We start from the raw sequence: 12834 nt of genomic DNA on the forward strand, positions 1-12834 counted from the left end.
GCATGAAACGCCTCGCCACCACCGCCGCGCTGCTGCTCGCGGTGCTGGCGATTCCGGGCGCGGCCGAGGAACCCGCGCCCGATATCCTGACCTTCGTCGATCCGATGATCGGCACCGGACCCGAGGGCCACACCTTCCCCGGCGCCACCGCCCCGTTCGGCATGGTCCAGCTGTCGCCCGACACCGACACGACGTGCCAGATTCGTGACTGTTACGCGCATGCCGCGGGCTACAGCTACCACGACCCGACGATCCAGGGGTTCAGCCACACCCATTTTTCGGGCGCCGGCCATTCGGACCTCGGCGATTTTCTCGTCATGCCGCAGGTGGGTGAGGTCAAGCTCGATCCCGGCGATCCCAACCGGCCCGGCTCGGGCTATCGCCAGCGCTTCGACCATGCCACCGAAACCGCCAGCCCCGGCTACTACGCCGTGACCCTCGCCGACAGCGGGATCCGCGCCGAACTCACCGCCGGCACCCGCGTCGGCGTCCACCGCTATAGTTTCCCCGCCGGGCAAGAAGCGCATCTCCTCCTCGACCTCCGCTCGTCGCTCTATGATTATCCGGGCAAGATCCTCTGGTCGGGGCTCCGCCGCCATGCCGACGGCTCGATCACCGGTTTCCGCGAGACCCGCGGCTGGGCGCCGGGGCGCAAGCTCTATTTCGCGATGCGCTTCTCGCACCCGCTGTTCGGCCACGCCTTCATCGATCGCGATGGCAAGATTCCGTACAAGGGTTTCCAGGGCCCGGGCCGCGGCAGCGACGCGCTCGCCGAAAAGCTCGGCAAGGCGCTCGAAGCGCGCTTCGACTTCGGCGAATTGCGCGGCCCGCTCGAAGTCCGCGTCGCGCTCTCGGGGGTCGACGAGGCTGGCGCGATCGCCAATCTCGACGCGGAAGGAGCGGACTTCGACGCCGTCCGCGCCCGCACTGAGGGTGCATGGCGCAAAGCGCTCGGCGGGCTCACCATCGAGGCGCCCGCGCCGATGCGCACAAACCTCACCACCGCGCTCTACCACAGCCTGCTCGCCCCCAGCGTGTGGAGCGACGTCGACGGCCGCTACCGCGGTCCCGACGACCAAGTCCATGTCGCCAAGGACTTCACCGTCCGCTCGACCTTTTCGCTCTGGGACACCTTCCGCGCCCAGCATCCGCTGCTCACCCTCGTCCAGCCCGAGCAAACCACCACCGATATCGTCCGCTCGCTGCTCGCCAGCCAGCGGCACAGCCCGCACGGCATCTTGCCGGTCTGGCAATTCCACGGGCGCGAGACCTGGACGATGATCGGCTATCACGCCGTCCCGGTGATCGCCGACGCCTATATGAAGGACCTTGGCGATTTCGGCGCCGACGACGCGCTCGACGCGATGGTCGCGAGCGCCGACTATGCGCCTTATGGCGGCCTCGGCGACTATATGACGCGCGGCTACGTCCCGATCGACCGCGAGCCCGAGGCGGCGTCAAAGACCGTCGAATATGCCTATGACGACTGGACCATCGCCCGCATGGCCGAGAAAATGGGCCGCACCGACATCGCCGACCGCTTCTACAAACGCGCCGGTTCTTGGCGGAACAGCTTCGACGCCAAGACCGGCTGGCTTCGCGCGCGCAAATCGGACGGCAGCTTCCGCACCCCCTTCGATCCCACCGCGATCAACTATGGGTCGGATTATACCGAGGGCAACGCCTGGCAATATTCATGGTTCGTCCCGCAGGATCAGGCCGCGCTCTTCGCCACCCTCGGCGGCGACGCGAAGGCGATCGCCAAGCTCGACGCGATGTTCGATTATGACAACAGCAAACTCGACTACAGCCATGCCGAGGATATCGCCGGCCTCATCGGCCAATATATCCATGGCAACGAGCCGAGCCATCACGTCGCCTATCTCTACGCCTATGCCGGGGCGCCCTGGCGCACGCAGGAACGGCTCAAGCAGATCGTCGACAGCCAGTATAAACTGACCCCCGACGGCCTGTCGGGCAACGACGATCTCGGCCAGATGTCGGCGTGGCTCGTCTTCACCGGCCTCGGTTTCTACCCTGTCGCGCCGGGGTCGAACCAATATATCATCGGCCGGCCGTTCGTCGACCGCGCGGTGCTGACGCTGCCGGGCGGCAAGCGTTTCACCGTCGAGACGGTCGGGCTGTCGGACGCCAACCCCTATGTCGGCAAGGTCGAACTCAACGGCAAGCCGCTCGCGCGCAGCTGGATCGCCGATGCCGAAATCCGCGCCGGCGGCACGTTACGCTTCACAATGCAGCCGGCGCCGAACAAGTCGTGGGGCAAAGCGGCGGAGGCCCGGCCCTATTCGATGTCGACCGCCGACAAATGATCAGAGCAGCGCCGCCATGCCCATCGCAACGAGCGCCAGCCCGGCGATAACTTCGCCGATCAGCACCAGCGCCATCGCCCCCGGAGCCGACCGCACTCCCGCCGGCTCCGCCTCGCCGTTCAATTCGCGCCACGCCGCCGTCATCGCCGCAAAGGCGGACCGCTCGCGCAGCAGCAGCCGCTGGGCGACGAACGCCCCCGCCACCGGCACCAGCCCGATCGCGACCAACGCACGCGGCACCGGAAACAGCGCCCAAAGCGCGACCGTAAGCAGAACCGAAAAAGCGACCACGGCAAAATAGAGCCGGCTGAAATGCAGCCTTGTGTCGCTCATCACCCGGTAACGGACCAGCAACGCGTCCCTGTTCATCATATCCCCTCGCGCTTCGCCAATGCGCTGATATACCGGCCAAACCCGATGGAGTGAACGGTCGATGCGCATTGCCCTGGTCAACGTCCCGCATCCCGCGATCGGCAGCCGTATTCCCGACGAACAGCTCCCGCCGCTCGGGCTGCTCTGCGTCGGCGGGCCGCTGATCGACGACGGGCATGAGGTGCGCCTGTTCGACGGCGAATTCGGCCCCGTGCCGCTGGCAACCCTCGCCGCCGACATCGCCGCCTTCGCGGCCGAAGCCGTGCTCTTCGGCCATTCGGGATCATCCTCGGCGCAACCGATCATCACCGCGATCGCCGCGATGATCCGCGCCGCGCTTCCGCATGCGACGATCGTTTATGGCGGGGTCCACCCGACCTATCACTGGCGCGACATCCTCGCCGCCGACCCCCATGTCGATATCATCGTGCGCGGCGAGGGCGAGGCGACCGGCGCCGCGCTGTTCGCGGCGCTGCGCGCGCAAGCGCCGATCGACGCGATCCGCGGCCTCGCCTTCCGCGACCCTGCTGGCCGCGCCATCGCCACGCCCCCCGCCGCCGCGATCAACGACCTCGACGCCCACCGCATCGGCTGGGAGCTGATCGACCATAGCCGTTACTCCTATTGGGGCGGCAAGCGCGCGGTCGTGATCCAATTCTCGCGCGGCTGCCCGCATTTGTGCAATTATTGCGGCCAGCGCGGCTTCTGGACCCGCTGGCGCCACCGCGACCCGCAGAAACTCGCCGCCGAAATCGCGCATCTCCACCGCAACCATGGCGTCGAGGTGTTCAACTTCGCCGACGAAAACCCCAGCGCCGGGCGCAAACCCTGGAAGGCCTTTCTCGAAGCGCTGATCGCCGAAAATATCTCGGTCACCCTCGTCGGCTCGACCCGCGCCGACGACATCGTGCGCGACGCCGACATCCTCCATCTCTACAAGAAAGCGGGCTTCGAACGCTTTTTGATGGGCATGGAGAATACCGACGAGGCGACACTCAAGCTGATCCGCAAGGGCGGCACTATCGCCGCCGACCGCGAAGCGATCCGCCTCCTCCGCCAGCATAATATCCTCTCGATGGCGACCTGGGTCGCGGGCTTTTCGGACCAGAGCGACCGCGACCTCTGGCACGGTCTCAGACAGCTGATCGATTACGACCCCGACCAGATTCAGGCGCTTTACGTGACCCCGCATCGCTGGACCCCCTTCTTCTCGCTCGCTCGCGACCGCCGCGTCGTGCAGGACGACCGCACCAAATGGGATTACAAGCATCAGGTGCTCGGCATGGACCGCATGCCGCCCTGGCGCCTCTTCCTGTGGGTCAAGGCGATCGAGGCGGCGGCGCAGCTTCGCCCCCGCTCGCTGCGCCGTTGGGCGTGGAACCCCGACCCGAAGATCCGCCACGCGGTCCGCTGGTACTACCGCATGGGCCGCCGCGTCTGGTTCCACGAGATCTTCGGCTTCCTCTTCCGCGACCGCACCCGCGACAAGGGCCGGACCCTCGCCGAATTTTCCGGCGCGACGCTGGAGGCCGAAGAGGAGTCTATGGTCGTCGAACGCGTCCCGCGCGCCGCCTGACGCACCCCCTTCCCTTCATCGCGCAGCGGCCTATGGAGGGCGCAGGTTCGCAAGGAAGTCCCGCCGATGCCGATCATGGCCGCCCGCCACTACAACCAAGGCCTGCTCGTCCGCGAGCTCGGCCCCGACGACATCATCCCCGAGGATTGCGACGACGGCGATTTCTACTGGCTCGGCCTTTTCGAGCCGACGCCGGAGGAACTCGCGGGCATCGCCAAGCGCTTCGGCCTCCACCCGCTCGCCGTCGAGGACGCGCTCAAGGCGAAGCAATTGCCCAAGGTCGAGGTCTATGGCGACCAGCTTTTCGTCATCGCCGCGACCGGCAACCGCGAGGGCGATACGATCCAGTCGGGCGAGACCGCGATCTTCGTCGGCCGCCATTTCATCGTCACCGTCCGTCACGGCTCGGCGCGCGCGCATACCGATGTGCGGGCGCGGCTCGAAACCCTGCCCGCGAAGCTCGCGCACGGCCCCGACTATGTCCTTTATGCGATCCTCGATTTCATCGTCGACGGCTATTTCCCGGTGATCGACGCGATCGAGGACCGGCTGCTGCTCGTCGAGGAAAGCGTGATGGATACCCCGCTCGACGCCGCAGAAATCCGCCATCTCTATGCCCAGCGGCACGAGGTCATCCGTTTCCAGCGCATCGTCGGGCTGATGAAGGACGTCGCCTGGCGCCTCGCGGGGGACGACGAGCTGCCCGGCATCGACGACGCGGTGCGCCCCTTTTTCCGCGACATCTGGGACCATGTCCAGCGCGCCGAATTCCGCCTCACCGGGCTGCGCGACGTCACCGCCTCGGTGATCGAGACCAATTCGATGCTCGAACAGCAGCGCCAGGGCGTCATCACCCGCCAGCTCGCCGCCTGGGCCGCGATCCTCGCGGTCCCGACCGCGATCGCCGGCATCTACGGCATGAATTTCGAATTCATGCCCGAACTCGACTGGCAGCTCGGCTACCCCTTCGCGCTCGGGCTGATTTTCGGCGGCTCGGCGCTCGTCTTCTGGCGCTTCAAGCATATCGGCTGGCTGTAACGCGGCTGGAGGGTGGAAAGCCGCCGTCGCGAGCCTGAACCGAATGGTGGCTTGGAACCAAAAGGGCGGCGCGCTGCTCGTCTCGCGCCGCCCGGCAATGTCGCAAATGCGAAAATTGCCCCCGCCATTGATGGGAACCCAGGATCGCTTGGGAGCCCCATCCGGCCAAATTGTTGTGCTGCAATTCCGCCGCCGATAGCGGTTAACCCCAAAATTTGTTTGAGAGGCGACGTCCGGCTTAGCCCTTCGTCAGCCGTGGTCAGCCAAGCCCAAATTAACGTTCGGTTGCGGTCGGGCTAATGCTGCCCCGTTCTCGGCAAGGTGCATTGAACTGGATCAGCGCCTACCCCGCATTCCGTGCAGCGTTCTTTATCATGATGGCGTCTTCTCTGCTCAGGTTGCCGACCTTCTCGGTCCCACTGGCCCTGGTGAGGTAGACGTCCTTTCGACCGACCAAGCCAAGTGAGAGGATGGAAAGGACAAGGACAAAGACCGTCAGAACCTGGATGGTGGCGTTCGTTTGGAGCGACTGGATATATTCCAATCGGACCGCGTCATTTCCGAATGAGCCGCCCGTCTGTTGAATTGTCTCCACGGAGTTGAAGCTGAACGCCGCGCCCGAAAGGCCTAAAACCGCCGCAATTCCGATAACCCATCGGAGCATCGTCAAATCCCCCTCGTCAACATCGTCGGAGGTAAGTATCTTGATTGCGGCAAAACCCACGGCAAGTGCGACACCGATGAAGAAGAGAAAGAACAGCGTCCCGCCGATGCGCTCCCAAATGGATGCATTGGCGGGGAAGCCACCGAGGATTGCACCTCCGAGGTTCGCGATCATGAAAAGCGCGAAGAGCAGAATGATGACTGACACCGTTTTTGGCACGTACGCCCAAAGACTGTTTTTTATCCGGACGGTCGTCACATCCGCCAGATTCACTGACACCGAACTGGTGTTCAAAACCGTCATTGCTTCCCCCGTTTCGAATGGCGCTCCGGATCGGACGAAAGCATATGACATCAATCAAGGCAATCACCCAATATCGGAGCGTCACCTGCGCGCTGTGTCGCGGCGTCCGTTGCTGGTCGGCGCCTGTCGCGGGAAGCGAGGACATTGGAGCGCGAGGTGGCCCCTTTGGATCGCGCCCGCCAATCTTCAGTTATCCGGACGTGCGACCACTCACGGTCATTGGCGGTCATCGCCAATCACCTGAATCCGCCGCCTTCGGCACCCACTTCCCCTTGGTCCGACTCGTCAAATGAACCCGCGCGCACCGGTCACAGCGATAGGCTCGCAGCACCAGCCCGCTGGCCCGCGCTGCGGCTATCGCCTCTTCGGCCGAAGCATAACGCGCCTTGCGCGCGCAAATGCTCGCCCGCGTCCGCATCGGCTCAGGCGAGCACCTTCGCCATCATCCGCTCTTCCTTGGCGACCCACGGCGCCATGCTCGGCCGCGACAGGATCGCTTCGCTCCATGCCGCGATCTTCGGGTGCGTCGCCGCATCGACGACCGCGCCGCAATGGCGGAAATTCATCAGCGGCGACGCCACCGCGAGGTCGGCGAGCGTCAGCCGGTCGCCGACGAGGAAACCCGACGCGGGGATCGCGCTTTCCAGATAGTCGAGCAGCTTCGGCAACTCCTCGCTCTCGGCGAGCGCCGCCGCGGCGAGGTCGCCTTCACGGCCCAGGAATTTCGGCGCGACGATGCGGTTGAAAAACATCTTGCCGCTGCACGCCGCGAACACCGTATCGCCGAATTCCTCCCACCAGATCGCCCGTCCGCGCGCCTGCGGGTCGGCGGGGATCAGTTCGGGTGAGGGATGTTTCGCCTCCAGATACTGGATGATCGCGCTCGAATCGGCGAGCATGAAGCCATCATCGTCCATCGCGGGCATCTTGCCGAGCGGCGAGGCGGCGCGGAACCCCGGATCGGGATCGCCGATCCCCACCCCTTTCAGTTCGAAGTCGATCCCTTTCTCGCCGAGATAGGCGAGCAATTTGCGCACGAAAGGCGACACCAACGAACCGTAAATGATCATCCGACCGCTCCCCTGTTCTTCTCCATCGCGCCTGTCTTACGCCAAAGGGCATAAACCGCAACCATCGCCGCGGCGGGTGCATAGGCGCGACATTGCGCTTGCTAAGCGCCCGTCCGCGTGGGAATATTGCGGCCACAGGGGCGCCGGGCTCAGCGATAAACCACGGGAAAATAACAAGAGCATGCGCTCGGTTTGGGCAGATCGGCTGATAGGGCTGCTGGTCCGTTTCGTCGGGCTGGTGATCCTTGTCGCCACCCTGATCGCCGCCGCCGCCAGCTTCCTCTACAACCAGTCGCAGGAGGCCGACCAGGCCAGCCGCGTCGCGACGCAGGTCAATATGCGGCTGCGCGACCATATCGCGGTGCTCGAAGGCGTCCGCGCGCTGTATCAGTCGGACACCGCCGCCAGCGGTCCCGGCATCCGCGCCTATCTCGCCGCGCTGCAGCCGCAGGTGCAGGCGCCGGGCATGGAGGGGGTCGGCATCGCCGCCGCGGTCCGCCGCGACGACCTGGCCCCCGCGGTGGCGCAATTGCGCCTCAACTACGGCCGCGACATCGCGATCTGGCCTGCCACCAGCCCCCGCAAGATCGGCTTCGCGGTCGTCCTCGTCGAACCCTATACGCCGCGCCGCAACGCCGCGCTCGGCTTCGATATGTACAGCGAAGCGACCCGGCGCGAGGCGATGCGCCGCGCCTGGCAGACCGGACGCCCCGCCGCCAGCGGCATCGTCCACCTCGCGCAGGAACGCGTGTCAAAGGTCAAACAGCCGGGCTTCCTCGTCTACGTCCCCGTCTATGCGCGGCAACGCACGGCACTGGAACCCGCCGACACCGGCGATGTCCCCGTTCCCTCCACCACCGCCATCATCGCGACGATGGGTGACGCGCGGCCGGTCGAGGCGTTCGTCTACGCCCCCTTCCGCACCGAGGACATGATGAAGGCGGTGCTCGGCGAACAGCTCAAGGGCGTCGATGGCATCGAGGTCCGCGCCGGCGAGGGTCCGTCGGCGCCGCTCGTCTTCAGCCACGGCACGATCGGCTGGGACGCGCACGAACAGAAATTGCACGTCGCCGACCGGCAATGGATCATCCGCATTTCCTATGGCCGCTTCATCGACCGGCTCGGGCGGCCGCTCGGCATCTTCCTGTTCGGCCTCGCGCTCGCGGTGCTCGCGACCCAACTCCACCGCGTCCAGCGCCGCCGGATCGACGCCGCCCAGGCGCTCGCCGCGGAAAAGGCGCGCCATGCCGAGGATCGCGAACTGATGATCGGCGAAATGGCGCACCGGATGAAAAACGCCTTCGCGCGGATCGGGGCGCTCGCGCGGATCACGCTGCGCGAATCGACCGACCTTCAGGATTTCGAGGCCAAGTTCGACGGCCGCATGCGCGCGCTGTCCGATGCGAAACAGATGCTCGTCACTGGCGCCGTCGACACCGTCGACCTCGGCCAGATCATCCGCCGCGAACTGGAAACCACCGGCCGGGCGTCCGACGACGTCACCGGCCCCGACGTCCGCCTCGACGACGAAGCGGCGCAGGCGATCTCGCTCGCGGTGCATGAAATCGTCACCAACAGCATCAAATATGGCGCGCTCGCCGGCAAGGGCGAACTCACCGTCGGCTGGCGCCGTGCGGCCGAGGATATCGAACTCAACTGGGTCGAAAGCGGCCTTCCCGAAACCCCGCAGATTGACACCGAAAGCTTCGGCACCCAGTTCATCCGAACCCTGATCGAACGCCAGCTCAAGGGCAGCTGGAACCGCAGCGCCGCCGACCACAGCCTCTCGATCACCATCCGCTGGCCCGACCGTGACATCGCGGACTGACGCCGACTGGCAGGTCTGGATCGATCGCGGCGGCACCTTTACCGATGTCGTCGCGCGGTCGCCGGACGGCGCGGTCGTCACCGCCAAATATCTGAGCGAGGATCCCGCGCGCCCCGGTGACGCCGCGGCCAATGCGATCCGCGACCTGACCGGCGCCGGCACGGGCGCGCTGCCGCCGCTCGCGATCCGCATGGGCTCGACCGTCGCGACCAACGCGCTGCTCGAACGCAAGGGCGAACCGACATTGCTCGCGATCACCCGCGGTTTCGGCGACGCGCTGACTATCGGTTACCAGGACCGCCCCGACCTCTTCGCGCGGCGGCTCGACCGCATCCCGCCGCCGCATGCCGCGGTCGCCGAGATCGCCGAACGCACCGGCTCCGACGGAAGCATCCTGACCCCGCTCGACGAGGATGCCGCGCGCGCATCGCTGCGGGCCGCCCGTGACGCCGGTCTCGCCAGCATCGCGATCGTCCTGATCCACGGCTATCGCTATCCGGCGCACGAACTGCGCCTCGCCGAAATCGCGCGCGAAACCGGCTTTACGCAGATCTCGACCAGCCACGACGTCAGCGCGCTGATCAAGCTGGTCGGCCGCGGCGACACGACCCTCGCAGACGCCTATCTCTCGCCCGTCCTGCGCCACTATGTCGATCAATTCTGCGCCCAACTCGGTGACGACGTCGAACCACAATTCATGAAAAGCTCGGGCGGCCTCGCCTCGGCCAGCGCCTTCCACGGCCGCGACGCGATCCTCTCGGGTCCCGCGGGCGGCATCGTCGGCATGGTCGGCAGCGCCGCCCCCTTGGGCAAGACCCGCCTCATCGGCTTCGACATGGGCGGCACCTCGACCGACGTCAGCCATTATGCCGGCCGCCTCGAGCGCGACAACGAAACGATCGTCGCGGGTACCCGCATCCGCGCCCCGATGCTGCGCATCCACACCGTGGCGGCGGGCGGCGGCTCGATCTGCCGCTGGGACGGCGCGCGCCTGCTCGTCGGCCCCGAAAGCGCCGGTGCCAACCCGGGTCCCGCCGCCTATGGTCGCGGCGGGCCGCTCACCGTCACCGACTGCAATGTGCTGCTCAGCAAGATCCAGCCCGATCATTTCCCGAAACTCTTCGGCCCCGCAGGCGACCAGCCGCTCGACCGCGACGTGGTCGCCCGAAAATTCGCCGCCATGGCGAAAGACGTCGGCCTCGCTCCCGAAGCTCTCGCCGAAGGCCTGCTCGCAATCGCAGTCCAGCAGATGGCGAACGCGATCAAGCGCATCACCATCGCGCGCGGCCATGACGTGACCGAAGGCTATAGTCTTGTCGGCTTCGGCGGCGCCGCGGGCCAGCATGTCTGCCTCGTCGCCGACGCGCTCGGCGTCGACGAAATCCTGCTCCATCCGCTCGCGGGGGTGCTCTCGGCCTATGGCATGGGCCTCGCCCGGCCCTCGGCAATCCGCGAGCGCACGCTGGGGTCGACGCTCGACGCCCGATGCGCCGCGACGCTCGCCGAGGTCGAAACCGAGCTAGCGCAGCAAGCCCGCGCCGACCTCGCCCCCGACGCCCAAACGACCCAGGAAACCCTGCTCTTCGTCCGCCTCGCCGACAGCGACAATGCGATCGAACTCCCGCTCGCGCCGCCCGCCGACGTGGCGCAGGCCTTCGCCGCCGCCTTCCGCCAGCGCTTCGGTTACGCCCCGCACGCCAATCTCGTCGTCGACCGCATCCGCGTCGAACTGACCGAGGCGGGTGATACCCCCGCCGCGATTTCGCCGCCCGCTGCATCCGAGGAAACGCCGCCCGAAACCGTCTCCGCCTGGCTCGCCGGAGCCCGCCACGACGTCCCGCTCCACCAGCGCGACGCCCTCGCCCCCGGCCGCACCGTCACCGGTCCCGCGATCATCATCGACGCACTCGCGACGACGGTGGTCGAGCCGGGGTGGAATGCGACGGTAGAGGCAGAAGGAACGCTCAGGCTCTCTAGTGCTCCCCGGCGAAAGCCGGGGCCCAGCGCAACCGAAAACGCGCACGGCAGCGCGCCGTCTGGGCCCCGGCTTCCGCCGGGGAGCACTGACCCCGCAACCCCCGACCCCATCCGCCTCGAAATCTTCAACAGCCTGTTCATGGCGATCGCCGAGGAAATGGGCGGCGCGCTCCAGCACAGCGCCTCGTCGATCAACATCCGCGAGCGGCTCGACTTCTCCTGCGCGATCTTCGACGGCGAGGGCCGCCTCGTCGCCAACGCCCCGCACATGCCAGTGCATCTCGGCTCGATGGGCGAAAGCGTCCGCACCATATTGCGCCAACGGACCAAAGACGGCCGCGGCCTCCGTCGCGGCGACGCCTACGCCCTCAACGCCCCTTACGACGGCGGCACCCACCTCCCCGACATCACCGTCATCATGCCGGTGTTCGTCGAGGAAGCCGACGCCCCCGCCTTTTTCGTCGCCGCGCGCGGCCATCACGCCGACCTCGGCGGCATCGCGCCGGGATCGATGCCCCCCGACAGCCGCAGCATCGAAGACGAGGGTATTCTCTTCGACAACATACTCATCGTCGACGACGGCAATTTCCTCGACGCGGAGGTTGCCGCGCATCTGGTCGACGGCACCTTCCCCGCGCGCAACCCCGCGCTCAACATCGCGGATCTGAAGGCGCAGGTCGCCGCGTGCCAGCGCGGCGCCAGCGCGCTTGCCGACCTTTCCGCCGCGCACGGCACCGCCACCGTTGCCGCCTATATGGCGCACGGCCAGGCGCAGGCCGAAGCGGCGGTCCGCCAGCTCATCGCCCGCCTCGACGACGGCGCCTTCCGCTACGCGATGGACAATGGCGCCGAGGTCGTCGTCGCGGTCCGGGTCGACCGCACCGCGCGCCATGTCACCATCGACTTTACCGGCTCGTCGGCGACCCTGCCCGACAATTTCAACGCGCCGCTGCCGGTCGTCCGCGCCGCGGTTCTTTATGTGCTGCGCACGATGCTCGACGACCCGATCCCGATGAACGAGGGCTGCCTCGCCCCCGTTACCCTGATCGTCCCCGCGGATTCGATGCTTAGCCCCAGCTATCCCGCCGCGGTCGTCGCGGGCAATGTCGAGACCAGCCAGGTCATCACCGACGCGCTGTTCGCCGCCTTCAACGCGATGGCGCCCGCGCAGGGGACGATGAACAATTTCACCTTCGGCAACGACGCCTACCAATATTATGAAACGATCGCCGGCGGTTCGGGCGCGGGCCCCGGCTTCGACGGCACGTCGGTGATCCAGACGCATATGACCAACAGCCGCATGACCGACCCCGAAGTCATGGAAATGCGCTTCCCCGTCATCGTCGAGGAATTCTCGATCCGCAAAGGCTCGGGCGGCGGGGGCCAATGGCGGGGCGGCGACGGCGCCACCCGTCGCATCCGCTTTCGCAAAGCGATGACCGCGAACATCCTCGCGAACCGCCGCAGGATCGCGCCCAGTGGGCTCGCGGGCGGCGACGATGCCGCACCGGGACAAAACTGGATCGAGCGCGCCGACGGGTCGGTCGAGATGCTCGCCGCGACGGGTAGCGCCGATCTCGGAGCGGGCGACGCGTTCGTGATCGAAACGCCGGGCGGCGGCGGCTATGGGAAAACAGGGGAGAGATAGGGTGACGACAGCGCGGTCTACCCCACGC

General features: G+C 66.8%; 8 protein-coding genes. 5 read left to right on the top strand and 3 right to left on the bottom strand.

From position 1 onward, the window contains the following. Positions 1 to 2: 2 nt before the first annotated feature. On the top strand, positions 3 to 2330 hold the full coding sequence (locus AC07U1_RS01665) for a GH92 family glycosyl hydrolase (RefSeq protein ID WP_495178709.1): 2328 nt from the start codon (positions 3 to 5) through the stop codon (positions 2328 to 2330). On the opposite strand, the gene AC07U1_RS01670 is transcribed toward AC07U1_RS01665, so the two are convergent. After that, positions 2331 to 2702 (bottom strand): hypothetical protein, encoded by a 372-nt coding sequence (locus AC07U1_RS01670; RefSeq protein ID WP_495178710.1) that lies wholly within the window; start codon positions 2700 to 2702, stop codon positions 2331 to 2333. 61 nt (positions 2703 to 2763) lie between these two features. Here AC07U1_RS01670 and bchE point away from each other — a divergent pair, with 61 nt between their 5' ends. Beyond that, positions 2764 to 4278 (top strand): magnesium-protoporphyrin IX monomethyl ester anaerobic oxidative cyclase, encoded by a 1515-nt coding sequence (gene bchE / locus AC07U1_RS01675; protein ID WP_495178711.1) that lies wholly within the window; start codon positions 2764 to 2766, stop codon positions 4276 to 4278. A 66-nt stretch (positions 4279 to 4344) separates the two neighbouring features. Next, the gene (locus AC07U1_RS01680; protein WP_187138995.1) at positions 4345 to 5316 is read left to right on the top strand and encodes a magnesium and cobalt transport protein CorA; all 972 of its coding nucleotides are present in this window, start codon (positions 4345 to 4347) and stop codon (positions 5314 to 5316) included. Between the two features lie 343 nt (positions 5317 to 5659). On the opposite strand, the gene AC07U1_RS01685 is transcribed toward AC07U1_RS01680, so the two are convergent. After that, on the bottom strand, positions 5660 to 6283 hold the full coding sequence (locus tag AC07U1_RS01685; RefSeq protein ID WP_495178712.1) for a hypothetical protein: 624 nt from the start codon (positions 6281 to 6283) through the stop codon (positions 5660 to 5662). 422 nt (positions 6284 to 6705) lie between these two features. Beyond that, on the bottom strand, positions 6706 to 7353 hold the full coding sequence (locus AC07U1_RS01690; RefSeq protein WP_495178713.1) for a glutathione S-transferase family protein: 648 nt from the start codon (positions 7351 to 7353) through the stop codon (positions 6706 to 6708). A gap of 181 nt (positions 7354 to 7534) precedes the next feature. On the opposite strand from AC07U1_RS01690, the gene AC07U1_RS01695 reads away from it, so the two are divergent. Together AC07U1_RS01695 and AC07U1_RS01700 are read left to right on the top strand one after the other, a co-directional pair. Next, positions 7535 to 9181, top strand: coding sequence for a CHASE domain-containing protein (locus AC07U1_RS01695; RefSeq protein ID WP_495178714.1), 1647 nt, complete (start codon positions 7535 to 7537; stop codon positions 9179 to 9181). Further along, positions 9165 to 12806, top strand: a complete 3642-nt coding sequence (locus tag AC07U1_RS01700) for a hydantoinase B/oxoprolinase family protein (RefSeq protein WP_495178715.1) — start codon at positions 9165 to 9167, stop codon at positions 12804 to 12806. Before AC07U1_RS01695 ends, AC07U1_RS01700 begins: the two co-directional genes overlap by 17 nt. Positions 12807 to 12834: the final 28 nt, after the last annotated feature.

The organism is Sphingopyxis sp. GW821-FHT02C12 (genome assembly GCF_059421785.1).

Coding starts and splice junctions, on each gene's coding strand:
- AC07U1_RS01680 (WP_187138995.1), top strand. CDS start 4,345: ATGCCGATCATGGCCGCCCGCCACTACAACCAAGGCCTGCTCGTCCGC.
- AC07U1_RS01685 (WP_495178712.1), bottom strand. CDS start 6,283: ATGACGGTTTTGAACACCAGTTCGGTGTCAGTGAATCTGGCGGATGTG.
- AC07U1_RS01695 (WP_495178714.1), top strand. CDS start 7,535: ATGCGCTCGGTTTGGGCAGATCGGCTGATAGGGCTGCTGGTCCGTTTC.
- AC07U1_RS01670 (WP_495178710.1), bottom strand. CDS start 2,702: ATGATGAACAGGGACGCGTTGCTGGTCCGTTACCGGGTGATGAGCGAC.
- AC07U1_RS01690 (WP_495178713.1), bottom strand. CDS start 7,353: ATGATCATTTACGGTTCGTTGGTGTCGCCTTTCGTGCGCAAATTGCTC.
- bchE (WP_495178711.1), top strand. CDS start 2,764: ATGCGCATTGCCCTGGTCAACGTCCCGCATCCCGCGATCGGCAGCCGT.
- AC07U1_RS01665 (WP_495178709.1), top strand. CDS start 3: ATGAAACGCCTCGCCACCACCGCCGCGCTGCTGCTCGCGGTGCTGGCG.